The organism is Synechococcus sp. CCY9202 (assembly GCF_034931685.1).
Lineage (GTDB): Bacteria > Cyanobacteriota > Cyanobacteriia > PCC-6307 > Cyanobiaceae > CBW1002.
Genome location: NZ_JAYGID010000119.1, coordinates 1 through 20,227, shown reverse-complemented (window position 1 = coordinate 20,227; position 20,227 = coordinate 1). Strand labels below are relative to the sequence as shown.

The window sequence follows — 20,227 nt, the reverse complement described above, 5'->3', positions numbered from 1 at the left end:
GATCCGGCCCCGACGCAGGGCCGCGGGCGCAGGTCTGAGAGGGCGGCGCAGCGAGAACCAATCTCCCGCCACTCCGGTCCCCCGCCACCAGCCTCCGGCCGATGTCCTACACCCTCACAACTCCGCTCTATTACGTCAACGACCGGGCGCACCTGGGCAGCACCTACACCACCCTGGCCTGTGATGCCATCGCCCGTCATCGTCGTCTGTGCGGTGATCAGGTGCACTTCATCACCGGCTGCGACGAGCACGGCCAGAAGATTCAGCGCACTGCCGAGGCGGCGGGCCTCACCCCCCAGGCCCATTGCGACAGCGTCAGTGCGTCCTATCGGGATCTGTGGTCGCGCTGGCAGATCAGCAACGATCGCTTGATTCGCACCACCGATCCCCGCCATCGTCAGCTGGTTGAGCAGTTCTTCGCGCGGGTGGAGGCCAGCGGTGATGTGGTGGAGGGACGCCAGCAGGGTTGGTATTGCGTCGCCTGCGAGGAATTCAAGGATGACGCCCCCGGCGCCGAGGATCCCGAGTGTTCCATTCATCAGCGCCCCCTGGAATGGCGCGATGAGGTCAACCTGTTCTTCCGTCTGTCGCGCTATCAGGCACAGATCGAGGAGCTGATTGCTCGACCGGGCTTCATCCAGCCAGCCAGCCGCCGCCGGGAGGTGAAGAATTTCGTGGTCCAGGGGCTGCGCGATTTTTCGATCTCCCGCATCGATCTGCCCTGGGGCATTCCAGTGCCCGGTCACCCAGGCCACACCTTCTATGTATGGTTCGACGCCTTGCTCGGCTACCTCACCGCCCTGCTCGAACCGGACGAACCGGTGGTGCTGGACCAGATCCTCCAACGTGGCTGGCCGGCGCAACTGCATGTGATCGGCAAGGACATCCTGCGTTTCCATGCTGTCTACTGGCCGGCGATGCTGTTGTCGGCCGGATTGCCGCTGCCGGAACGGGTGTTCGGCCACGGCTTTCTCACCCGTGAGGGCCAGAAGATGGGCAAGTCGCTCGGCAATGTGCTCGATCCGGTGGTGTTGCTGGAGCGGTGCGGCCGTGATGCGGTGCGGTGGTACCTGCTGCGCGATATCCCCTTCGGCGACGACGGTGACTTCCAGCAGCAGCGCTTCAGTGATCTGGTGAACAACGATCTCGCCAACACGATCGGCAACCTGCTCAACCGCACCTCCTCGATGGCGCGGCGTTGGTTCGACGGGGGCGTGCCTCCAGCCGGAGCGGGGGAAGATCCAGCCCATCCCCTGGCGCTGGCCGCGCAGGACGCGGCCGATCGCAGCGCGGCCGCTCTGGAGGCTCTGGATTTCCGGACGGCAGCTGAGGCCGTGCTTGGCCTGGCCATCGCGGCCAACGGCTTCCTCAATGAGCGGGCTCCCTGGAGCCGCATGAAGCAGGAGGGCCAGAGCGAGGTGGTGGCGGCCGATCTCTATGCCGTGCTCGAGGCCACCCGCTGGGTGGGGGTCCTGCTGGCGCCTCTGCTGCCGGAGCTGTCGGATCGCATGCTGGAGCAACTCGGCCAGGAGCCTTTTGAATCCGGCACTGAGACTTTGCCCTCGCCTGCAGCCCTATCGCTTGAAGCTGCGTCCACTGCCGCGACACCGACGGCCTGGCAGGTCGCCCAGCAATGGGGCCGTCTGCAGCCGGGTCTGGAACTGCCCGAACCTTCCCCCGTGATGGGTCGACTGGAGTTGGACTCCCCCCTGTGAGCTGCCCACCCCTCCGCCTTCCCCGCCGGGGGCCCCGCCCCGGCTGGTTTGCGCTTCTCTTTCTGCCTGCCCTGCTGGTCGGCTGCGCTCCGAACCTGCCGGAGCAGGCCGAGGATCCCCTGCCCTTCGTGTTCCGTTCCCTGGATCTGCGCCAGCAGGATCCCAAGGGCCGTCCCGCCTGGGAGCTCAGAAGTCCTGAGGCCCGTTACGACCTCAATCGCCGCATCGCACGGGCGCGCTCGCCGCACGGCCTCATCTATGCGAAGGGCAAGCCGCTCTATCGGATTGAGGCCACCAGCGGCACCGTACTCAGCGACGGCCAGGTGATTCAGCTGGAAGGGGAGGTCCGCATCCAGCGTCTCGGCAGCCAGCCGGTGCTGATCGAAGGCGAACGGGTGCGCTGGATTCCCTCCAAGCAGCTGATGGAGATCGATCTGCGTCCCAGTGCCACCGATCAGGACACCCGCCTGGTGGCCCAGCGGGCCCGCTTCCTGATCGACCAGGACAAGCTGGAGCTGCGCGGCCAACCTGAGCTGCAGCGCTGGACCCGGGTTGCCAAGGCCGACAACAAGGGCGACAACAAGGGTGAAGGCAAAGGCGAAGACAAACGAGTGCCGCCCAAAGCTGGTGGCACAGCCACCGCTACCAGCAAAGGCAAGGACGTCAACAAGGCAAACCCATCAGCCTCCGACCGCGCCTACGCCACGCCGGCTCCCGCTCTGCCGAAGCGCAGGCCGGATGTGATCATCCGCGCCACCACAGCCGACTGGTACCCGGGCAGCGGCCGCCTGATCGCCATCGGCCCCCTGCGGGGCACCCGCACCCTCAAGCCAGGAGTGGTTCAGACCCTCACATCCCCTGCCCTGGAGGGCAACACGATCCAGCAGGTGCTGCGCTTGCAGGCTCCCGTGCTGTTCGAGGACCCAACCAACAAATCCCGCCTGCGGGCCCAGGCCACCCTGCTCGATCTCGAGAAGCAGATCGCCAGCACGGACCTGCCGATGGAGGGCCAGTTCGGCGATCTGCAGGTGCGCGGTGAAGCTCTGGAGGTGCAGCTCGATAAGGAGCTGGCCACGATTCCGAGGGGTTGCCAGCTGGATCAGCCCGGTGATTCGTTGCGTGCTCAGCGGTGTCAGTGGAACTGGAAGACCCAGGTGATCGAGGCCGATGGAAACGTGGTGCTGCGGCGCAAGGCCAACGACCAGATCACCCGCAGCCAGAAGCTGCGGGGTCGCATGGGTTCCAAGGGGCTGGCGGTGTTCACGACTCCTGGTGCCCGGGTGCAGACGCAGCTGACGATTCCGAAGGGGTCGGGACAGACGACGAAACGCGAACCGGAGCCAATTCGTCTTTGAGTTTGCGGGCCCAGCCCTCGGTCCAGGCGAGGTCGCTGCGGCTGAAACAGCGGGGTGACCAGCCCCCCAGCAGGATCCAGCCCTGATCACCGATCGGCTGTACCAGCACCGATGGCACACCAGCCAGAAGGGGTTCGAATTCGGCCCTGCCGGGGTACAACTTGAGATTCACCAGCGACACGGCCTTGCCGCTGCGGCGGCTGCGCTCGCAGATCGCTCCAGGGACGAAGGCTTCGCTCTGGAGCAGGCCTCGCCGTAACAGGGTGGTGCCGCGCCAGTGGATCAGCACCACGGCGGCCGGGGTTGCAGTGAGCAGCATCTGGCTGCCCCATGCCAGTTCTCGGGCCAGTGACTCGGAGCACTCCCGACTCAGCTGGAGCCCCTGCTCTCCTTCCAGGGCGACACGTTCGGAGGCCTCGGGGATGGCCCTGGTCCACAGCACTCCCACCAACATCAGCCCGACCGCCAGCAGGCTGGCCAGAACAGAGGCGCGCTCCAGCGCGGGTGACGGAGGCCCGGCCGTGAGCTGGTTGGCCACCAGCAGTGCCAGCCCCAGGATCCCGATCCCCAGGCTGAAGCGGGCCGGCAGGGGCAGGTCCATGGGGAAAGGGGCGCAGGTGGATCAATCGCCAAGGATGCCGGATTCACCGGTCCTTGCTGCAATGGAATCTGATCTGCCTTCTTCCCATGACTCCGAGTCAGGCCTTTGCCGCGGTTGCCCTGGCGGCGGTGGCCTGTGACGGCACCCTGGGCCGCGATGAGGCCCGGGCGCTGCGCAGCCAGTTGGAGTTCCGAAGCCCCTACCGCAATCTGAGCGAGAAGGCGATGGGGGATCTGTTCGATGGGCTGCTCAATCAGTTACGCCAGTCCGGCTGGCGAGCCCTGCTGCATGAAGCGATCCCGGCGCTGGATCCTGGGCAGCAGGAAACCTGCCTGGCGATGGCTGCCCAGCTGGTGCGTTGCGACCGCGTGGTGCAGGCCGCCGAGGAGGAGTTGCTCGAGCAACTGGCCAGCGAATTCAGGCTGGGCGAGGGACGCGCTGCCCAGATCCTCGATGTGATCGCCGTGCTGAATCGCGACAGCCTGGCCGGCTGAGTGCAAACTGGAATCCATGCACTTCGCATCCCGCCAGGTGGTTCTGCCCGCTGCTGCTGGTTCCCTTAACCGTCCGGACACCCTCCCCGTCTGGCACCGCTGGCTCCTGGCCGTCACGACGGCCCTGGTGCTGTGGCTGGTTCCAGCTCCGGTGGCGCTGGCGGTTTCGGCAGCGGATCTGCCTGATCTGCCAGCCGGCGAGCATGTGCTCGACACCGCCTCCGTTCTGAGCCGGGCAGCCAGCTCGGAGCTGGAGATCAAGCTTGCGGCCTTCGAAGGGGCTCACATTGATGCGCGGCTGGTCACCTTGAACCGGCTGGATTACGGCCTTTCCCTGCCGGCAGTGGGACGGGAGCTGATCGAGCGCTGGAAGCAGGCTTCCAGTCCTGATCCGCTGCTGCTTCTGTTGATCGACAGCCAGACCAACACGGCCGCTGTGGTGGTGGATCCTGCCCTGAATGGCCAGTTGCCCCGCGATCTGCTCACCAGCACCGCCCGCAGCACGATGGCGACTCCGCTGCGGGATGGGGCCCGTTATCGGCAGGCATCAGTCGAGGCTCTGGATCGCCTGGCTCTGGTGCTTCAGGGTGGAGAGGATCCTGGAGAAGCTGCCGAGGCCGAAGTGGTGAGCCTGCCCTCCAATGTGCCCAGCCGTGAGGAGACCGCCAACAGCAATGCCTTCACCTGGGTGATCGTGCTGCTGGTGGTGGGCACAATTGTGCCGATGCTGACCTGGTGGGTCTTCTCACGCTGAGCCTGACAGCCGAAGATTGGTGTTCACGATCGCCGCCGCCACTCCATGGGCCTGACCGACTGGATCGGAGCCTTCGGCCGTGCCCAGGCCAAGGATTTCAGCAGTGACCTGGCCCGCGGCTATGAAGCTGCGCTTCTGATCCAGAGTATTGAGCTGGAGTATTACAACGACAGGCCCGTGCGCCCTGAGATCGAACTCAGCGTTCCGCGCTCGGTTGAGGCCCAGGTGCTGCGTCGCTTTCGCGTCGCCCTGCAGCTGTGCCGCACCGCCCTGGACATGATCGAGCCCCATCGCCAGGAACTGGCCGGCCAGGATCTGCGTCAGGTGCAGCTGATTGAATCGGTGGTCGGGCACTACACCAAACGACCACAGCGCCTGCCCAAGATCAGCCGATCACCGGAAGTGCTGCCCCGCAGCCTCATCGGGGTGGTGGACCAGGTGAGGCGCCAGCTGGATCCGGAAGCCGAGGCCTCGGTGCTGGCCGGCTTCCGGCGCCGGCGCGATTCCACCCTGGTCTCCCTGCGGATCCTGTTGCTGCTGATCCTGGTGCCGGTGCTGATGCAGCAGGTGAGCCGCGCCTATGTGTTCTCGCCACTGGTGGATCGATTTGCACCGGATAATGCCTTTCTGACCTATCCCAAGCCCCAGCTCGAGGAGAGGGCTGTGGAGAAGCTGCGGGTCTACCGGGAGGAGATCGAGTTCGACGCGTTGCTCCAGGGCACGGCCCTCCCCTCGCGCGAGGAACTCCATGCCTTGCTGGCCAAGCGGGCTCAGGATCTGAAGGAGGAGGCGGATCAGGACAGCACGCATGCCATCAAGAACGTTCTCGCCGACCTTGGCGGTCTGTTCGGGTTCATCGCCGTCTGCGTGTTCGGCCAGAGGGACATCCAGGTGCTGCGCAGCTTTCTCGATGAGCTGGTCTATGGCCTGAGTGACAGCGCCAAGGCTTTCGCCATCATCCTGTTCACGGACATCTTCGTGGGGTTCCACAGCCCGGAGGGCTGGACCGTTCTGCTGGATGGGGTGGCCAACCACCTGGGACTGCCAGCCCGGGAGAATTTCATCATGTTGTTCATCGCCACCTTCCCGGTGGTGCTGGCGACGATCTTCAAGTATTGGATCTTCCGCTATCTCAACCGCGTGTCGCCGTCGTCGGTGGCAACCCTGCGCAACATGAATGGTGGGGGCTGAGCGGGGTTTGGACGGTTTTCTGACCCTGGTGAGCGGCCCCAGCCGGGGTGGCAAGAGCCGCTGGGCCGAGCACCTGGCTGCCCGTTCGGGGCGCCAGGTGGTGTATCTGGCGACGGGCCCCACCCTTCCCGACGATCCCGATTGGCAGCACCGGCTGGCGCTGCACCGAAACCGCCGCCCCTCCAGCTGGCAGTGCCGTGAGGTGGGGCGCCACCTGGCCGAGGCCCTGCTGACGCTGGGCCCGGATCAACTGGGGCTGGTCGATTCGCTCGGCACCTGGGTGGCGGCTGGGCTCGACTGGGATCCGGACAGCTGGGAGGAGGCCTGCGCGGGCCTGTTGGAGGCGATCCGTCACTGCGCGGCTCCTCTGGTGCTCGTCTGTGAGGAGGTGGGCTGGGGTGTGGTGCCCGCCACCGCCATCGGCGGTCTGTTCCGCGATCGGCAGGGCCACCTGCAGCAGCAGCTGATGGCTCTGTGCACGGCGGCCTGGCTGGTGCTGCACGGCCGGGCTGTGGATCTGCTGGCCCTGAGCCAGCCCGTGCCAGAGCTACTGGAGCCCTGAGCCATGCCCCAGGTGGTGCTCTTCCAGCCCCAGATTCCGCCCAACACCGGCAATGTGGCCCGCACCTGCGCCGCCACCGGCACGGAGCTGCACCTGATCGAACCACTCGGTTTTCAGATCGATGATCGGCAGCTGCGCCGGGCCGGCCTGGACTACTGGCCCTGGGTGCGCCTGCACCGCCATGGCGATCTGGAGGCATTCCTGCAGGAGCGACAGCGTCGCGGCGGTCGACTGCTGGCCCTGAGCAGCCATGCCGAGCAGCGCTACACCGATCTGACCTACCGGAACGACGACTGGCTGCTGTTCGGTCGGGAAACCGACGGATTACCGAACCCGGTTCAGGCCCTGGCGGACGCCTGTCTCACCATTCCCATGCCCTGCAGCCAGCGCCATGGGTCTGGTGGGGTCAGGAGTCTCAACCTGTCTGTAGCGGTCGGGGTCGTGCTGTTCGAGGCCCTGCGGCAGCTTCCTTGATGCCGAAAGCCAGTATTGGCAAGGATTCTTACGCTGAGACAGCGAATTTCGGTGTCGATGCTTGCTTGCAGCCAACCGTTCAGGGCGCTACTGTCTGCGCGGCCCGGAGATAGTGGCTTCTCTACCGGGTCTTGTCCGAATGATTTGAAAAATCCATGAAGCCTTGGCTGATCCTTTTACCCGCTGTTGCCACGATTCCCGTTATCGGGGTCATGGCACGCGCCGACTGGAGCGGTGATCGTGTCGAAGACGTGCTGGTTGCGTCCCTACCAGCTTCCAGTCTTGACAAGCTCTGGGTGAAAGTGCGTCAGCCCGTCACAATTGAAGATCTCTCGCGAGATCTCAGTGTTGACGAGTCACGTCTGGCCAGGCTGAACGACGTCAACGAAGACCACGAGTTCGGTTCCGGAGACTGGCTTGTGCTCCCTTCCCAAAGCAGCCGTCAGGCCAAATTCCTGTTGGCGCTCGACACCAGCGAACTACGCCGCACCGCGCCGCTGCAGCAGCCGCCCCCGCTGGAGACGGCCGGAGTCGTGCGGCTCGGCGACACCCTGATCAAGATTGCCCAGCGCTATGGCGTGACGCTTCAGGAGCTTCTTCGCCTGAATCCCGGTCTTGAGACGGCCCGCCTCGTGGCTGGCAGCCAGGTCCGTCTGGCCCAGTCCTCACCAGGTCGGTCGCGCATGGTGCTGGGCCTCAAGCCCGTCGGCAGTGGTGGCCTGAGCTGGCCCGACCAGCCAGACCTGGGGCCGGATCGCCGCTTCGGCAGTGGCAATGATGCGGGCCGCACCACCTGGATCTGGCCCGCCCAGGGCACTTTCACCTCCGGCTATGGCTGGCGTTGGGGCCGGATGCACAAGGGCATCGATGTGGCCAACAATGTCGGCACCTCAATTGTGGCCGCCCGCTCCGGCCGGGTGTCCTTTGCGGGCTGGCACGACGGCGGCTACGGCTACATGGTGGAGCTGACCCACGACGACGGCAGCCGTTCCCTCTATGCGCACAACAGCCGCCTGATGGTGCGGGTCGGCGAAGAGGTGAACCAGGGGACCCAGATCTCCCAGATGGGCAGCACCGGACGCAGCACCGGCCCTCACCTCCATTTTGAAATCCATCCCCCATCCAGGGGCGCCGCAAATCCCCTGCAGTTCCTGCCACCCCGCGCCTGAGCAGCATCTGTCCGGCTGGATCCTGGGGGAACGGTCATCCTTTACACTTCCCAAGGCAAGGCTCGGTAGCTCAGCTGGTTAGAGCGTGGGATTCATAACCCCAAGGTCGGGAGTTCAAGTCTCCCCCGAGCCATTCGCATGTTTGCTTGAAATCAGGGGCTTTTTGCTTTCTGGGACTGGGTTCTGGGGCATTCCACGCCTGAGACCACACTGTCCAGGTTGTAGCCGGTAGGAGCCTCTAGAAGCCATTGGTTGTGAACCTGTTCACAACCTGCTTCGACGGCTTCGGGGAATACTCCTGCGAGCCGCCCGGTCCGCGCCTTGCCGTCTCGCCTTTCTCATCGCATCGATGCCTGGGACCACTGCGCCCGCGAACTGGTGGCCAGGCGGTGCCGCTTCCGCCTACGCCGCTACGACCGGAGCTCGTCGATCTACGTGTGCGAACTGGTGCAGGGGGTCCAGGTGCGGGAGTTCTCCCTGGCTCCGCTCCTGCACCGCCGCGACGAGGACGTCGAGCGGGCCCGGGATCTGTGTCTGGAGGGCCATCGCAAGGGCCAGTGGCCCGAACCCCTGGCGGCCCGTGGCGGGACCTCGCGCCTCCGCTGGCAGGGCCTGGTGGAGGCCTGCATCGCCGATATCGAGGTGAGGATCTGCAAGGAGGGCAGCCGCGTCCACGCCATCAACGACCTGAAGCTGCGGGTTGCCCGATTCCGTGACCCGGCGGATCCCCAACGGCTGCTGAGCTGGGCCATGGAGGTGAACCCGCTCACCCACCTGAAGCGGTTCAACCACCGGATCGAGACCATCTCCCAGATCCACCGCAGCGGCCTGATGGATCTGACGGCCGTGCTGCAGCAGCTGAGGGGGATGAGGCCCAAGGGTGCCGCCGAGAAGATCCGTAAGGCCTCGTCGATGCGGGTGCGGGTCATCCCCTCCGATGCTGACCTGGAGCACTGGCTGGATCGGCTCGAGCCCTTTCACCAGTGGGTATTCGCCTGCATCGCCGTGTTCGGGCTGCGGCCCCATGAGCTCTGGCACGCCGAAGGCATCGACGACCGGGGCTGGATCAGCATTCCCGGCGACATGAAGACCAAGACCAGCGAGCACTTCGCCCCCGCGGTTCCCGAGGCCTGGCTGGAGCGCTATCAGCTGCGGCAGAACTGGGATCTCTTCCACGGTCAGCTCAACGCCCGCTGGACGGTGCGCTTCGCGGAGATCTCGAGCGTGCGGATCGCCGTCAACAACGTCGCCGTGTCCAACGTGCTCTACAAGGAGTTTCAGCACAGGGGGCTCCAGAAGCTCTGGGCGCCGCGGGCCGAGGGTGCCGGCATGGACTGGGTCCATGAACACCTCGCCATGGATCACGGCACTGGAGTGATCCTCCAGCACGGCCATCGGATAGCCACCGAGGGAGTACAGGCGGTCACCTGCAAGGCGGTGACGCCCAAGAAACAGGGCCCCACGGAGCCAGTGGTGGTTGGACTGGCCGCGCTTGAGGCTGCCATAGATAAAGACATGGTTCATAGGGGGGATTGGAGGGGATGGGGGTTGCGGGTTGCTGATGCTGCTCAGCGAGGCCGGGAACTGGGGGCGTTCATACCTGGGGACGCCGTCCTCGCCGGGCGAGCCGGTCCTGATTGCCCTCCCGGCCGATCAGGCAAAGCATTCGGCGCTCAATGGCCCGAAATTCCTGGCGGTCGTTGATCTCTTCATCAAGGGAATGGATGCGGCTTCCCTGGCGAAGCAGGAAGTTGGTGGTCATCTCGGCGGAGAAGCCATAGCCTTCACAGGCTTCGCGAATCGCCTGGGCCATGCAGTCCAAGGCCGGCTTGACGGGCCGGTAGTTGGCCTTCAGTACCCCTTGAAGGCGAAAAGCCTCAATCACGAGGGCATATTCGATCGGACCCATGGGCGTTCTCGGTTTGGTTGACGCTTATCAGCATCCCGCTTTTGCCCTCAAGAGTCACTGCGGATTCACTGCGGAGTCGTCAAGATCCCCAAAACAGCGGCCCCCAGAGGAGGCCGCAGGAGAGCGCCAAGGCTGATTGAAATCAACTACGCTTCGTCTGAATGTTGTGGAGCTGGTTATAGGTGTAGAGAAGGCTATGGATCTGCTTGTACAGCTGCATCTTCATCTCCTTGCTGAGGCGAGAGATCCTGAAGTCGAAGCAGTAGTTCTGCCCGTTCAGGTTCAGCGCCGGCCCGGCTTTCTTGTGAAGCGCAGGATCCGCGCACCGGGAGGCCGCCTAGGAATGGGCTGAGGACCGGCGGCAACGTGAACCTGATCGATGTCGCCATCGTTGGGAGCCCAGCTCGTTGAAGACGCCCATCGCTATGCCACCCGGGCGGGCATAGCGGTCTTCCCCTTTCTGCGCACCATCGTGATGAGCCTGCTCAGGCGTGGCGACAACCGCTCGATTCGCCAGCGCATTTGCGAGCAAGCTGGCCTATGACATCAGAGGAATGCTGGCGTCGGGAGGCGTGACAGAAGCCGGGGCTGCCATGCCTTGACCACGCTTTTCGAGAGCCCTGATGACTGGCTGGAATCCGGTCCTCGATCGAGACGCAGCAGACAGCGAGCCGATGTGCTCCTGTTGGAATCAATGACCTTGCCGAAAGTTCAACCATCCGGACATTTCGGATCGTTGGAATCGAGAGCCAACGCGAGCGCCGCTCACGCCCACATACCCACCAAGCCAGTAAGCTGGTTTCCCAGGCTGGGGGGTGATGAAGACGACGCTGGACCTTCCGGATCACCTGATGCGCCAGGTGAAGCAGCGGGCCCTGCAGCAGGGGCGGCCGATCAAGGAGCTGGTGGCCGACTACATCCGCCAGGGGCTGCATGGCCCCGCTCCCCTGCCGCAGCCCAGCAAGCGCGAGGTGCTGGAGGTGGACGCGGAAGGACTGCCGCTGTTTCGCCCTGACCCTCGGCTCAAGCGGCATCCCATCGATGTGGTCACAGCGCTGCGGCTGGAGCAGGAGACGCTGATGCAGGAGGACCGCCAGCGTGCCGGCCTGTCTGCTTGACAGCAATGTGTGGCTGGCGGCGGCCTTCAGCGAGCACCCGGCACATGCGATCGCTCGTGGGGTGCTGCGCTCGGCCAGCGCGGTGGAACCGGCCTTGTGGTGCCGCGCCACCCAGCAGAGTTTTCTGCGTCTGGCCTCCACGCCGGTGATCACGCAGGCTTATGGCGTACCGAAGGCCACCAACGGCGATGCCTGGGCCGCACTGCAGGCGTTCCTGGCGCTGCCGCAGGTGGATGTGATCGATGAGCCGCCTGATCTGGGGCGTCTTTGGTGCCAGCTGGGCGCGATTGAGCAGACCGCCCCGAAGCGCTGGATGGATGCCTACCTGGCCGCCTTCGCGATCGCTGCTGGCCTTCCACTGATCAGCCTCGACCAGGATTTTCGCCAGTTTGAGCAGGAAGGGCTCACGTTCCAGCTGCTGTAGGCGGATGTCCGTGCAGAAGACGCACCATGAGCTTTCCCTCAGTTACCCGGCCTGCGGATTGACTGCGGACTCGGGAGGATCCCCAAAAAGCGGCCCCCAGAGGAGGCCGCTAAAGGACGTCAAGCCAAGCCCAAGCCGAGCGAGATCAGCTGTGCTCACTCAGGATGTTGTGGAGCTCCTTGTAGGTGTAGACAAGGGCCTGGATCTGCTTGTAAAGCTGGGTCTTCATCTCCTTGCTGAGGGGGGTGATCTTGAAATCGAAGTAGTAGCTCCGCTCGCTCAGGTTCAGGTGCAGCCCCATCTCGGCGATGTCGCCGGCTTCGATATCGGCCATCGAGATCTTCTGGACCTCGAACGGGTCATTCTCGGCTTCGAAGTGATTGTTTTTCGTCATGGATAGGGTTGAGCCTGGGTGAGGTTTTTCTTTTCTGTCGCTATTAAGGTCAGCCTTGTCTATTTGGCCAGATTTCTGGCCTATCGATCAATCGTCCTAAGACCGTACCACGGTTTCTGATGCCTTTGGGCTACGCCTTCTTTCAAGGCGTAACGGGAGCCTTCAAGGAGCCCCGTCCCCGTAGATCGAAGGCCCTTTCGCCAGGCCCGGGAAGCAGGCGCGCCAGGCTGACCACCATCGACATCGAGGCACCACTGAGGGCGGAGAGGCCAGCCGCCTGGATCGCTGCCCGCAGAATCCTCTGCTTGCCAGCGCCAGAAGCCTATATCCAGCTCTGACGTTGGCGGAGCAGGTGCCAGGCCAGGACGATCGAGGCCGCGATCAAGGCTGCTTCCACCCCATGGGCCGCCATGTCGGCCGGCACCCCGGGAGCCAGCAGCGCATCCAGGCCGCCATCGACATGGGCACGGGCGATCTCGGCAGGGTTCATCACCTCGGCGCCGCGGCTGCGGTTCCAGCTGGCGGTCTCGAACTGCCAGCCCTGATCTGCCGTTCCCCCCTGGGACTGGGGCCACCAATGGCTGAGGTCCTTATCGGCCAGCCAGCTGCGGATGGCGTCGTGGGGAGAGTCACTGCGCAGCAGCAGCTCGGGGAGCTGGCCCTGCAGTTCTGCCGCGTGGCTGGTGAGCCGTTCCTGGAGGCCAGCGCTTTGTTGCGGATCCAGGAGTGGCTCCTGGATCCGTGTGATCAGTGCCGCCCCAGCCAGCCGGTCGCAACCTCCCGCTTCATGCTGTGAGAGAGGCGGAGCCAGGCCTGCTCAGCAGTTGGCTGAGGTTCACGCCCGCATCAAAGGCGGCACGGTGCAGATCACGGCGCTGCTCATCGCTGAGGCCATCCCAGAAGGCATGGACCAGATCCAGCGACGCCTTGCCCATCCCTACCAGGCCCACCAGGGTCAGGGGGAAGCCCAGCCAGGGGAAGCCCAGCAGGACAACGCTCAGCACTGCACTGACCGCAGCCCCCTGCTTGGTGGTGGCCCAGACGCTTTCGGCGATCACCTGGATCTGGGTGGCGCGATTGATGTCGCCCCGCTTGCGCATCGCCTCGGTGCGCAGGCCGGTGAGCAGCGCCTGGTAGATGGCGTAGACCAGCATCCCGCCGACGGTGGATTCTCCGATGAACTCAGTGCCGGTCAGGGCACCCTGGTTTCCGTTCAGGTCAATGGAGGCCAGGCCAGCGGCCGGTGCGATCTCCCAGCCGGCGCGGGGGATGCGGTAGGGATCACGTTCTCGGGTCATGGGAGGAGTGCAGGGGAACTTCAATCTGAGGCTGACGGGGGCTGAACGGGGGCCGATTCGTGCGAAGTACCAGCTGGAGGTGGTTTGGGGGTTGCTGCCGGTGGGTGTCAGAGGGCGGGCAATGCCTCATCTGTTGTTCGTGCGGATTGAGCAGAAAGAATGGATCCGACGGATGGTGCCATTGCCCTGCCTGGGCGTGCCGCCCATGGCTGGAGGGAGTGGAAGAGCGACATTTACCCCTAGGCTGCTAGCAAATTGCAAGCAGGAGGTCATCGTGTCGCGCACCCTCTACATCCGCCACGTGCCCGACGATGTGGCCGAGCGCCTGGAACAGCTGGCCCGCCGCGCCGGACTCCCCTTGAGCACCTTTGCCCTGCAGGAGCTCTGCGAAACCTCACGCCGCGCGGACAACGCCGATCTGCTCCAGGCTTTGCCCTCGGCCACCATCGAGCCCGGCGCGATCCTGGAGGCCCTGCGCCAGAGCCGCGCCGAACGCTGATGGTGGTGGTGGTGGATGCCTCGGTGCTGGTGGATGCCCTGTTGATCGATGGCCCTGCACGTGCACGGCTCGCGGATGCCAATCTCCAGGCGCCGGAGCTGATCGATGCCGAGCTTCTCTCGGTGCTGCGCCGCCTGGTGTTGGCCGATCTTCTGCCCGAGCAGCACGCCCTGCAGGCCCTGGCCACCAGCCAACAGCTGGGGCTGCGGCGGCACACCAGCCGCCACCTCTGGCCACGGGCCTGGGAACTGCGGGCCAACCTCACGGCCTACGACGCGCTCTATGTGGCCCTGGCCGAACAACTCGGCGCTACCCTGCTCAGCGCCGATGCCCGTGCCGCCCGCGCGCCCGGGCTGCAGTGCCCCGTGGAGGTGATCGCTTCCTGAGCATCCATTGCAGGAACAGACGAAAGATGGCAGCGGGGTGTTCAAAGGGCGGCGCAGACCAGCATCCCGCCGATGGTGGATTCTCCGATGAACTCAGTGCCGGTCTGGGCACCCTGGTTTCCGTTCAGATCAATGGAGGCCAGGCCAGCGGCCGGTGCGATCTCCCAGCCGGCGCGGGGGATGCGGTAGGGGTCACGTTCGCGGGGCATGGGGTTGGTGCGTCTAGAAACCAATCCTGGATCAACAACTGAGGTGGAGGGAGGCAGTCCGCCGATGCGAACGACGGGACAGGGGGTGTTTGAAGGATGACTTGTTGATTGCTGCGATCGGCTTTTGGGTGCCACAACCCGGCCATGCAGCAGGGATTACTGATCAGCCAGCCCACGATCGGCATCGTCAGGTCGCACGACCGGAGCGACCACGCCCTCTGCCTGTCCGACCACGCTGGACCAGGAGCCACCGTTCATCTCACCGTTTCTTCTGTCCTTGCTTCCACCAACTCCAGTAGCTCCGCCAGCAGATGCCGCAGAGCTGGCCCTTTTTCGGGGTGGTGCACAGCTGCGTCGGCCCTGCAGGTGATCAAGGTTTCGAGTGTCTGGAGGGTGTTGGTGGTGTCCATCAGCAACTCGATCGAGATGGCTGCGGTGGTTAAAGGCAAGGTGGGGAATGCAGTGTCCACAAAGAGTTCCCCAAGGCGGCGCAGGTGCTCCAGGGCGGCTCGAGCTCAGTTGCAGGGCTTATCGCGGGACCATCTCATTGAATGGTCATGCTGCGTCAGAGTCTCAGCCGAGCGGAACGCGTCTGAAGGGATCGCGCCGGAAGCGCCGGTAGACATCGAAGTCGCTGTCGAGACTGAGGATCTCGGCCACATCCAGCCGCTCCGAGAGTGTCACCAAGGTGAGATCGGCGAAATCGCCGGGCAGATCGGCAGTGCGTTGATTGAGTTCCGCGATACGGGCGTAATCCACTGGCAGCAGGTTGATCACCTCAATGCCACAGCGGCTGACGGCCCCGAGCAGATGGTTCTGAGCGGCCATGACGCGGGAATCACCGGGATGACCCAGCAGCCAGAGCACCTCGGCGATGCAGATCGGTGAGGTGATCAATTGAGCGGCAGTCTGATCAAAGAAGGCCACGACGGCCTGGTGCAGTGGCTCCTGCTGTTGGTAGTAGCTCAACAGGATCCCCGAATCGACCAGGATTCGCCGCATCAGCGCCGCTCCATCCGCCGCGCTGCAAGTCTCTGGCCGAGGAGTCGGCGCCGCTCCTGACGCTCTGAACTCCCCGACGGCAAGGTGTCGAGAAAGCTGCCGGGATGACCACCCAATTGCTGGGTGATCGACGGGAGGGGCTGGCGCTGCTGCCAGCGTTCTCGGATCAGCTGGCGAATCAAGGAGCTCTTGTCCTGTCCCGTTTCTGCCAGGAGCTGCTCGAGGCAGTGCTCTGTATCGGCGTCAAGCCTGACGGTGAGGGGCATGACGAGCAGGGCCCGATCCCTGTATTACAAGCATGCCCATCGTAGTACCGGTGGTTGGATGCTGGGGCTTCCGGCCATGGCGCACCGGAAGAGTCTGCATCAAAAGCCCCGGGCGCCGGGCCCAGGGCGTCTGTGATTGGTGGCTTCACCCCTTGATCGAGCGCAGCTCCCAGAAGCAGCTCCCCACGGTGGCGGTGGCATCGCCGCTCTGCTGTTCATAGGCCTGGCGGGCCTTGAGCTGGCATTCGATCTCCTTGCAGCTGAGGCTATAGCGCCTACTGGGCAGTTGCTGCCTGAGGTCACCGCGCAGATGGGCCAGACGCAGATGTTCCTGCAGCTGTTTCTGCTCTGCCGCCAGGAATTCCAGCTCCTGCTTCACGGCAACGAGTCGCTCCAGGCTGCTGCTGATGGTGTCGGGCGCAAAGCGGGGATCGTTGAAGTCCGCGCTGGCGGGCAGGATCCCCAGACCAGCCAGCAGCAGCAGCGCCTCCGGCGATCCGGGGGCAGGCTCGGCGCTCACGGGGGGCTGCGCGGCACTGGGGCTCAAGGCGGTGGTCATGGTCAAGGAGGGCATGGCGGCGGTCATCGGGGTGGTGGTCATGGGCGAACGGAATGGGGAATCGGCGATCAGGGAGATTCAGGCGCTCAAGTCACCAGCGCAGCGAGCTGCATCTGGGCCTCGAGCAGCTCCTCTCGCCGCAACAGCTCGATCGGGGCCGGCAGCGAGCGGCGATCGATCGGGTAGCTGCGCAGCAGCGCTCGCAGCTCCACCACTGAGAACTCGCTCCAGCGGTCCACCTGCGCGCCGGCGGGGGCGGCTCTGGTCGGCAACGGCGCTTCCCAGGCCGTCTCGACGGGGCGGGGTGGTTGTTGGTGGGCTGCACCCCGTGGGGCAGAGAGCTGCTCCACCAGGCCTTCTCCAGGGGCTTCCGCACCGCGTTTCAGGTTCCCGACTCCCAACCATCCCTGGCCGGGCTGATCACCACCAACCGGCACCGGCGCTGGATCGAGACTTTTCTGGCGGGGATCGCTCCAGCCTGAATCTCAGCGATTCCCCTGAATGGCTCGGGTGGATGACGCGGCCATCCACCCTGGCATTCAGGGGATAGACTTCGTGTATATCCCAGATGGGTGCTCCCCGTGGCGGCTGTCACCAAGCTCTTCCTCAGTAACCGCAGTCAGGCTGTGCGCATCCCCGCCCATCTGCGCCTGCCTGACTCCGTGAAAGACGTGGAGGTCCGGGCCTGCGGCGAGGAGCGCATCATCTCTCCGCTCGGTCGCCGCTGGGACACGTTCTTTCAGGATGCGCTGCCCGTGCCGGATGACTTCCTGCAGGAGCGGGCGACTCAGGATCAACCGGAGCGCGAGGCCTTCTGACACGGAAGATGTTGCGCTATCTGCTGGATACCAATATCTGCATCTATGTGATCAAGCTAAGGGTGATCAAGCTAAGGCCGGCTTCGCTGCTTGAGAGATTCAACGAGAATGCTGCCCAGATGGGGATCTCTGCGATCACCCTGGCCGAGTTGCTGCACGGGGCTGAGAAGAGTTCCCAGCCCCGGAGATCTCTTGCCGTTGTGGAGGACTTCTGCAGTCGCTTGGATGTGCTCAGCTACGGAGCCAAAGCTGCGCAGCACTATGGACTGATTCGCGCATCCCTTGAGCGGCGTGGATTACCGATTGGTGTGAATGATCTGCACATCGCTGCCCAGGCCCGCAGTGAGGGCCTGACCCTGGTCAGCAACAACCTGCGGGAATTCGAGCGGGTGGATGGTCTTTTGCTCGACAACTGGGTCTGACGGCACCTCTCCATGCCCGCTTGAATGACGCAGGGGGGCCGCCAGCCAAAAGGCCGGCCTCTGGCCGGCCCCAGGGCATCAGCAGGCCCCGCCCTCTGGAGCCTCTTCTCCATCCGGCGCCCGACTCTCCTGGGCCGCGATCTCGGCCTGCAGCCTGGCCTCAAGGCCCTGATCGATCGCATCGATGCGCTCCAGGAAGGCCGCCATCACCGGCAGCACCTCCTCCTCCAGCAAGGTGAGCTCCTCCTCCCCATAGGGCTGATCGATCCAGATGCGGCGGATCGGCCGGCCTTCGGCGCTGTGGGTGCGCAGGATCCACTCCAGCGCCTTCTGGCACGACTCTACCAGGGACACCGGATCTTGCGGGGAATACCGAACGACTGAGCTGACCATGAACCATTGACGCCATCCGGCGCAGCGACGGGACACCGCAGGGCCGCCCAGCCCGGCAAGGGGCGCCGACCCTCGATCAGGTGCGCTGAGCACCGGCGGCAACGCCGGGGCGATCGCACCCACGCAACCAGCAGCGGCGCCTGGCGCAGCCCTTGCCCAGGGGCGAGCCTGGAGGTGCCCGGCGCGGAGCATCCTGCGGTGCGGCGAAAGCGGCGGCGGCACGCAGACTGATCCCCGCCACTCCCGCTTCCGCTTCCGCCAGCTGGTCCGCCCTGATGCCACGACGACCCGCACTGGATCGCCAGACACTGCTGGCGTTGGGGCCCGATCACCTGGCTGACCTTCTGCTCGAACTGGCCGGCAGCGATCCGGCGATCCAGCGCCAGCTCAGGCTTGCAGTCGCATCCCGGTCCGGTCCCGAGGACGCCGCCGCCCTTGTGCGTCAGCAGTTCGGGAGCATCCGGGGCTCGCGCAGCTTCATCGACCGACAGCAGCTCAGGGCGCTGGCCAAGGATCTGCTCCGCCAGCTGGACGCCATCCGCGGGCCGATCGCCACGAGCGATCCCTCCCTGGCCCTGGCGCTGCTGTGGGAGTTCCTCGCTCTCAGCCGGAACGTGCTCTCCCGCTGCGATGACAGCAACGCTGAGATGGATGAGCTGTTCCGGGAGGCATGCCACGCCCTCCCCCCCGTGGTTCAGGCGGCACGGCCGGAGCCTGCAGCGCTGGCGCGACAGGTGTTCGAGGCCCACTGCCACGACGACGACGGCATCGTGCACGGCCTGATCGGGAAGCTCGCCGAGTCGCTTGGACCCACCGGGCTGGCGGCGCTGCGGCAGCAGTTTGAGCAGCTGGCGCAGCAGCCGGTCACGGTGCCGCCCCAGGAGGAGCAGTCCCGGTTCTGGACCGCACAGTCCGGCCTCAGGGCCGTTGCCGAGGCGATGGGGGATGTGGATGGCTACATCGCCCAGTACAGCGAACGGCAGCGGCGCGTTCCCCGCATCGCGGCCGGGATTGCACAGCGGCTGCTCAAGGTCGGGCGAGCTGAGGAGGCCCTGCGGTTTCTGCAGGAGGGTTCTCCGGAGCGCTCCCCCTGGCCGGTACTCGACTGGGAAGACGCCCAGATCGCCGCCCTGGAGGTCCTCGGCCGCACCGATGAGGCCCAGGCGGCCCGGTGGCACTGGTTCGAGCAGACCCTGATGGAGACCTATCTGCGCGATTACCTCCAGCAGCTGCCCGCCTTCGAGGACGGGGAGGCTGAGCAGCGCGCCATCGACTTCGTGGCTGCCAGCCCGGATCTTTACGCGGCCCTGTCTTTTCTGCTGGAGTGGCCCACGGGCCTGCACCGCGCGGCCCAGGTGATCGTGCAGCGCCACGGTGAACTCAACGGTGCCCACGACGAGCTGTTCGACACAGCAGCAGAGCGCCTGAGTGCAGACCATCCGCTGGCGGCCACCCTGGCCCTGCGCTGCATGGTGGATTTCGCGCTGACCAATGGCTACTCCAGCCAATACGGCGCCGCCGCCGGCCATCTGCACACCTGCCAGCTGCTGAGCTCTCGCATCAGCGACTGGGGCGAAATCCCACCCCATGAGGCCTACCTGGCAGCGATCCGCTCCACCCATGCCCGCAAGCGCGGCTTCTGGAGCAAGGCCAGGCCCCTGGGCCTCTGATCCGGCCCTGCTGCAGCCAGCGCCGTTCTGCATGGCCACGACGAACCGCCGCCGCCGCGGGCGGGGAGCACCACGGGAGCGGCGTGAACCCTCCCAGCGTGCCCACCGCGTCAGCGGCGGCAAGGATCAGGCCGGGCCGCGGTGTCTGCAAGCCGCACCTCTCGGTGCGACGCGGTCCTTGCCGCCTCTGCCGCAGCGGGCCTCGGTCGGTGGTTCCACGCCTTCCTTCCCATGGCACTCCTCACCGCTCCCTGCTGCGAGATCCGCTGTCTGCTCCTGCACGTCTACCCCGATGGCATCAAGGCCTATGGCCACCCCAGGGCCGGAACCGCTGGAACTGCCCGCCGGGGTGCATCAGCTGTGCGGTTGTGGTCGCAGCCGTCAGGGCTGGTTCTGCGATGGCGCCCATCTGGGCTCTGGCCGGGTGTCCTACGAGCTGCGCCTGAGCGAGGCGGCCACGATGCTGCTGTGCCGCTGCGGCCGTTCGCACCGCTATCCCCTCTGCGACGGCCGCCATACCGCCCAGCCCCGCGGGCCCTGGTGGC

Annotated in this window: 32 protein-coding genes and 1 tRNA gene; 19 read left to right on the top strand and 14 right to left on the bottom strand. The window is 65.3% G+C overall.

The window, feature by feature from the left end; translation table 11 throughout:
• The first annotated feature begins 101 nt into the window (after positions 1–101).
• Positions 102–1,715, top strand: a complete 1,614-nt coding sequence (metG, locus tag VB777_RS14580) for a methionine--tRNA ligase (protein ID WP_322758739.1) — start codon at positions 102–104, stop codon at positions 1,713–1,715.
• Positions 1,712–3,070, top strand: a complete 1,359-nt coding sequence (gene lptC, locus VB777_RS14575; protein WP_323249811.1) for an LPS export ABC transporter periplasmic protein LptC — start codon at positions 1,712–1,714, stop codon at positions 3,068–3,070. The genes metG and lptC overlap by 4 nt, the downstream gene beginning before the upstream one ends.
• On the opposite strand, the gene VB777_RS14570 is transcribed toward lptC, so the two are convergent.
• Positions 2,976–3,671: a cofactor assembly of complex C subunit B gene (locus VB777_RS14570; RefSeq protein WP_231597908.1), complete on the bottom strand. Its 696-nt coding sequence runs from the start codon at positions 3,669–3,671 to the stop codon at positions 2,976–2,978. The two genes, lptC and VB777_RS14570, sit on opposite strands and share 95 nt — an antisense overlap.
• Before the next feature lie 86 nt (positions 3,672–3,757).
• On the opposite strand from VB777_RS14570, the gene VB777_RS14565 reads away from it, so the two are divergent.
• From VB777_RS14565 to VB777_RS14535, 7 genes are all read left to right on the top strand, one after another.
• A complete protein-coding gene (locus VB777_RS14565; protein ID WP_197155783.1) occupies positions 3,758–4,165 on the top strand; it encodes a tellurite resistance TerB family protein in 408 nt (135 codons plus the stop codon).
• Between the two features lie 16 nt (positions 4,166–4,181).
• Positions 4,182–4,919: a photosystem II repair protein Psb32 gene (gene psb32, locus VB777_RS14560; protein WP_197155781.1), complete on the top strand. Its 738-nt coding sequence runs from the start codon at positions 4,182–4,184 to the stop codon at positions 4,917–4,919.
• Positions 4,920–4,964: 45 nt separating this feature from the next.
• Entirely contained in the window at positions 4,965–6,110 is a 1,146-nt protein-coding gene (gene pxcA, locus VB777_RS14555; RefSeq protein WP_197155780.1) for a proton extrusion protein PcxA, read from the top strand.
• Between the two features lie 7 nt (positions 6,111–6,117).
• A complete protein-coding gene (cobU, locus tag VB777_RS14550) occupies positions 6,118–6,672 on the top strand; it encodes a bifunctional adenosylcobinamide kinase/adenosylcobinamide-phosphate guanylyltransferase (RefSeq protein ID WP_323249809.1) in 555 nt (184 codons plus the stop codon).
• A 3-nt stretch (positions 6,673–6,675) separates the two neighbouring features.
• Complete coding sequence (locus VB777_RS14545) at positions 6,676–7,146, top strand: tRNA (cytidine(34)-2'-O)-methyltransferase (protein WP_323249807.1); 471 nt, start codon at positions 6,676–6,678, stop codon at positions 7,144–7,146.
• Between the two features lie 212 nt (positions 7,147–7,358).
• Complete coding sequence (locus VB777_RS14540; RefSeq protein WP_323249805.1) at positions 7,359–8,315, top strand: M23 family metallopeptidase; 957 nt, start codon at positions 7,359–7,361, stop codon at positions 8,313–8,315.
• A 59-nt stretch (positions 8,316–8,374) separates the two neighbouring features.
• Positions 8,375–8,448 (top strand) — tRNA-Met (locus VB777_RS14535).
• Positions 8,449–8,717: 269 nt separating this feature from the next.
• Here VB777_RS14535 and VB777_RS17490 read toward each other — a convergent pair.
• Both VB777_RS17490 and VB777_RS17485 read right to left on the bottom strand, forming a co-directional pair.
• On the bottom strand, positions 8,718–9,839 hold the full coding sequence (locus tag VB777_RS17490; protein ID WP_416238364.1) for a gamma-glutamylcyclotransferase family protein: 1,122 nt from the start codon (positions 9,837–9,839) through the stop codon (positions 8,718–8,720).
• 70 nt (positions 9,840–9,909) lie between these two features.
• A complete protein-coding gene (locus VB777_RS17485) occupies positions 9,910–10,128 on the bottom strand; it encodes a hypothetical protein (RefSeq protein ID WP_416238363.1) in 219 nt (72 codons plus the stop codon).
• A gap of 475 nt (positions 10,129–10,603) precedes the next feature.
• Between VB777_RS17485 and VB777_RS14525 the strand changes: the two genes are divergently transcribed.
• The 3 genes from VB777_RS14525 to VB777_RS14515 all read left to right on the top strand — a co-directional run bounded on the left by VB777_RS14525 (position 10,604) and on the right by VB777_RS14515 (position 11,766).
• A complete protein-coding gene (locus VB777_RS14525; protein ID WP_197155728.1) occupies positions 10,604–10,768 on the top strand; it encodes a hypothetical protein in 165 nt (54 codons plus the stop codon).
• A gap of 274 nt (positions 10,769–11,042) precedes the next feature.
• The gene (locus tag VB777_RS14520; protein WP_197155727.1) at positions 11,043–11,342 is read left to right on the top strand and encodes a hypothetical protein; all 300 of its coding nucleotides are present in this window, start codon (positions 11,043–11,045) and stop codon (positions 11,340–11,342) included.
• On the top strand, positions 11,323–11,766 hold the full coding sequence (locus tag VB777_RS14515) for a TA system VapC family ribonuclease toxin (protein WP_322758742.1): 444 nt from the start codon (positions 11,323–11,325) through the stop codon (positions 11,764–11,766). Before VB777_RS14520 ends, VB777_RS14515 begins: the two co-directional genes overlap by 20 nt.
• 145 nt (positions 11,767–11,911) lie before the next feature.
• Here the strand turns inward: VB777_RS14515 and VB777_RS14510 are convergent, their stop codons facing one another.
• Positions 11,912–12,160, bottom strand: a complete 249-nt coding sequence (locus VB777_RS14510) for a hypothetical protein (RefSeq protein ID WP_197155725.1) — start codon at positions 12,158–12,160, stop codon at positions 11,912–11,914.
• Between the two features lie 322 nt (positions 12,161–12,482).
• The gene (locus VB777_RS14505) at positions 12,483–12,650 is read right to left on the bottom strand and encodes a hypothetical protein (protein WP_197155723.1); all 168 of its coding nucleotides are present in this window, start codon (positions 12,648–12,650) and stop codon (positions 12,483–12,485) included.
• Positions 12,651–12,737: 87 nt separating this feature from the next.
• On the opposite strand from VB777_RS14505, the gene VB777_RS14500 reads away from it, so the two are divergent.
• On the top strand, positions 12,738–12,956 hold the full coding sequence (locus VB777_RS14500) for a hypothetical protein (protein ID WP_322758743.1): 219 nt from the start codon (positions 12,738–12,740) through the stop codon (positions 12,954–12,956).
• Here VB777_RS14500 and VB777_RS14495 read toward each other — a convergent pair.
• The gene (locus tag VB777_RS14495; protein WP_322758744.1) at positions 12,946–13,458 is read right to left on the bottom strand and encodes a hypothetical protein; all 513 of its coding nucleotides are present in this window, start codon (positions 13,456–13,458) and stop codon (positions 12,946–12,948) included. The two genes, VB777_RS14500 and VB777_RS14495, sit on opposite strands and share 11 nt — an antisense overlap.
• A gap of 274 nt (positions 13,459–13,732) precedes the next feature.
• Between VB777_RS14495 and VB777_RS14490 the strand changes: the two genes are divergently transcribed.
• Together VB777_RS14490 and VB777_RS14485 are read left to right on the top strand one after the other, a co-directional pair.
• Positions 13,733–13,957 (top strand): hypothetical protein, encoded by a 225-nt coding sequence (locus VB777_RS14490; RefSeq protein ID WP_197155720.1) that lies wholly within the window; start codon positions 13,733–13,735, stop codon positions 13,955–13,957.
• Positions 13,957–14,343 carry a type II toxin-antitoxin system VapC family toxin gene (locus tag VB777_RS14485; RefSeq protein WP_323249800.1) on the top strand — a complete coding sequence of 129 codons (387 nt, stop codon included), beginning with the start codon at positions 13,957–13,959 and terminating at the stop codon, positions 14,341–14,343. The genes VB777_RS14490 and VB777_RS14485 overlap by 1 nt, the downstream gene beginning before the upstream one ends.
• A gap of 41 nt (positions 14,344–14,384) precedes the next feature.
• Here the strand turns inward: VB777_RS14485 and VB777_RS14480 are convergent, their stop codons facing one another.
• The 6 genes from VB777_RS14480 to VB777_RS14455 all read right to left on the bottom strand — a co-directional run bounded on the left by VB777_RS14480 (position 14,385) and on the right by VB777_RS14455 (position 16,780).
• On the bottom strand, positions 14,385–14,552 hold the full coding sequence (locus tag VB777_RS14480) for a hypothetical protein (protein ID WP_197155718.1): 168 nt from the start codon (positions 14,550–14,552) through the stop codon (positions 14,385–14,387).
• 254 nt (positions 14,553–14,806) lie between these two features.
• Entirely contained in the window at positions 14,807–15,001 is a 195-nt protein-coding gene (locus VB777_RS14475; protein ID WP_197155716.1) for a hypothetical protein, read from the bottom strand.
• A 124-nt stretch (positions 15,002–15,125) separates the two neighbouring features.
• On the bottom strand, positions 15,126–15,554 hold the full coding sequence (locus VB777_RS14470; protein ID WP_197155714.1) for a type II toxin-antitoxin system VapC family toxin: 429 nt from the start codon (positions 15,552–15,554) through the stop codon (positions 15,126–15,128).
• Entirely contained in the window at positions 15,554–15,820 is a 267-nt protein-coding gene (locus tag VB777_RS14465; protein WP_197155712.1) for a ribbon-helix-helix protein, CopG family, read from the bottom strand. Before VB777_RS14465 ends, VB777_RS14470 begins: the two co-directional genes overlap by 1 nt.
• Positions 15,821–15,965: 145 nt before the next feature.
• Positions 15,966–16,421: a hypothetical protein gene (locus VB777_RS14460; RefSeq protein WP_231597904.1), complete on the bottom strand. Its 456-nt coding sequence runs from the start codon at positions 16,419–16,421 to the stop codon at positions 15,966–15,968.
• A 44-nt stretch (positions 16,422–16,465) separates the two neighbouring features.
• The gene (locus tag VB777_RS14455; protein ID WP_323249798.1) at positions 16,466–16,780 is read right to left on the bottom strand and encodes a hypothetical protein; all 315 of its coding nucleotides are present in this window, start codon (positions 16,778–16,780) and stop codon (positions 16,466–16,468) included.
• 180 nt (positions 16,781–16,960) lie between these two features.
• Between VB777_RS14455 and vapB the strand changes: the two genes are divergently transcribed.
• Positions 16,961–17,197 carry a type II toxin-antitoxin system VapB family antitoxin gene (vapB, locus tag VB777_RS14450; protein ID WP_197155710.1) on the top strand — a complete coding sequence of 79 codons (237 nt, stop codon included), beginning with the start codon at positions 16,961–16,963 and terminating at the stop codon, positions 17,195–17,197.
• Positions 17,198–17,205: 8 nt separating this feature from the next.
• Positions 17,206–17,619 carry a type II toxin-antitoxin system tRNA(fMet)-specific endonuclease VapC gene (vapC, locus tag VB777_RS14445; RefSeq protein ID WP_323249796.1) on the top strand — a complete coding sequence of 138 codons (414 nt, stop codon included), beginning with the start codon at positions 17,206–17,208 and terminating at the stop codon, positions 17,617–17,619.
• Between the two features lie 78 nt (positions 17,620–17,697).
• Here vapC and VB777_RS14440 read toward each other — a convergent pair whose 3' ends face one another.
• Complete coding sequence (locus VB777_RS14440; protein ID WP_323249794.1) at positions 17,698–17,973, bottom strand: hypothetical protein; 276 nt, start codon at positions 17,971–17,973, stop codon at positions 17,698–17,700.
• A 115-nt stretch (positions 17,974–18,088) separates the two neighbouring features.
• On the bottom strand, positions 18,089–18,253 hold the full coding sequence (locus VB777_RS14435) for a hypothetical protein (RefSeq protein WP_197155705.1): 165 nt from the start codon (positions 18,251–18,253) through the stop codon (positions 18,089–18,091).
• Positions 18,254–18,287: 34 nt separating this feature from the next.
• On the opposite strand from VB777_RS14435, the gene VB777_RS14430 reads away from it, so the two are divergent.
• Together VB777_RS14430 and VB777_RS14425 are read left to right on the top strand one after the other, a co-directional pair.
• Positions 18,288–19,682: a DUF6880 family protein gene (locus VB777_RS14430; RefSeq protein WP_323249792.1), complete on the top strand. Its 1,395-nt coding sequence runs from the start codon at positions 18,288–18,290 to the stop codon at positions 19,680–19,682.
• 307 nt (positions 19,683–19,989) lie between these two features.
• A partial coding sequence (locus tag VB777_RS14425; protein ID WP_323249790.1) for a CDGSH iron-sulfur domain-containing protein occupies positions 19,990–20,227 on the top strand: 238 nt, incomplete at its 3' end.

What these genes read in the sequence shown, in the direction of transcription:
- metG (WP_322758739.1), top strand. Translation starts at nt 102, where the DNA reads ATGTCCTACACCCTCACAACTCCGCTCTATTACGTCAACGACCGGGCG.
- VB777_RS14570 (WP_231597908.1), bottom strand. Translation starts at nt 3,671, where the DNA reads ATGGACCTGCCCCTGCCGGCCCGCTTCAGCCTGGGGATCGGGATCCTG.
- VB777_RS14565 (WP_197155783.1), top strand. Translation starts at nt 3,758, where the DNA reads ATGACTCCGAGTCAGGCCTTTGCCGCGGTTGCCCTGGCGGCGGTGGCC.
- psb32 (WP_197155781.1), top strand. Translation starts at nt 4,182, where the DNA reads ATGCACTTCGCATCCCGCCAGGTGGTTCTGCCCGCTGCTGCTGGTTCC.
- pxcA (WP_197155780.1), top strand. Translation starts at nt 4,965, where the DNA reads ATGGGCCTGACCGACTGGATCGGAGCCTTCGGCCGTGCCCAGGCCAAG.
- VB777_RS14545 (WP_323249807.1), top strand. Translation starts at nt 6,676, where the DNA reads ATGCCCCAGGTGGTGCTCTTCCAGCCCCAGATTCCGCCCAACACCGGC.
- VB777_RS14540 (WP_323249805.1), top strand. Translation starts at nt 7,359, where the DNA reads ATGGCACGCGCCGACTGGAGCGGTGATCGTGTCGAAGACGTGCTGGTT.
- VB777_RS17490 (WP_416238364.1), bottom strand. Translation starts at nt 9,839, where the DNA reads ATGAACCATGTCTTTATCTATGGCAGCCTCAAGCGCGGCCAGTCCAAC.
- VB777_RS17485 (WP_416238363.1), bottom strand. Translation starts at nt 10,128, where the DNA reads ATGGCCCAGGCGATTCGCGAAGCCTGTGAAGGCTATGGCTTCTCCGCC.
- VB777_RS14525 (WP_197155728.1), top strand. Translation starts at nt 10,604, where the DNA reads ATGTCGCCATCGTTGGGAGCCCAGCTCGTTGAAGACGCCCATCGCTAT.
- VB777_RS14520 (WP_197155727.1), top strand. Translation starts at nt 11,043, where the DNA reads ATGAAGACGACGCTGGACCTTCCGGATCACCTGATGCGCCAGGTGAAG.
- VB777_RS14510 (WP_197155725.1), bottom strand. Translation starts at nt 12,160, where the DNA reads ATGACGAAAAACAATCACTTCGAAGCCGAGAATGACCCGTTCGAGGTC.
- VB777_RS14505 (WP_197155723.1), bottom strand. Translation starts at nt 12,650, where the DNA reads ATGAACCCTGCCGAGATCGCCCGTGCCCATGTCGATGGCGGCCTGGAT.
- VB777_RS14500 (WP_322758743.1), top strand. Translation starts at nt 12,738, where the DNA reads ATGGCTGAGGTCCTTATCGGCCAGCCAGCTGCGGATGGCGTCGTGGGG.
- VB777_RS14495 (WP_322758744.1), bottom strand. Translation starts at nt 13,458, where the DNA reads ATGACCCGAGAACGTGATCCCTACCGCATCCCCCGCGCCGGCTGGGAG.
- VB777_RS14485 (WP_323249800.1), top strand. Translation starts at nt 13,957, where the DNA reads ATGGTGGTGGTGGTGGATGCCTCGGTGCTGGTGGATGCCCTGTTGATC.
- VB777_RS14480 (WP_197155718.1), bottom strand. Translation starts at nt 14,552, where the DNA reads ATGCCCCGCGAACGTGACCCCTACCGCATCCCCCGCGCCGGCTGGGAG.
- VB777_RS14470 (WP_197155714.1), bottom strand. Translation starts at nt 15,554, where the DNA reads ATGCGGCGAATCCTGGTCGATTCGGGGATCCTGTTGAGCTACTACCAA.
- VB777_RS14465 (WP_197155712.1), bottom strand. Translation starts at nt 15,820, where the DNA reads ATGCCCCTCACCGTCAGGCTTGACGCCGATACAGAGCACTGCCTCGAG.
- VB777_RS14460 (WP_231597904.1), bottom strand. Translation starts at nt 16,421, where the DNA reads ATGACCACCACCCCGATGACCGCCGCCATGCCCTCCTTGACCATGACC.
- vapC (WP_323249796.1), top strand. Translation starts at nt 17,206, where the DNA reads ATGTTGCGCTATCTGCTGGATACCAATATCTGCATCTATGTGATCAAG.
- VB777_RS14430 (WP_323249792.1), top strand. Translation starts at nt 18,288, where the DNA reads ATGCCACGACGACCCGCACTGGATCGCCAGACACTGCTGGCGTTGGGG.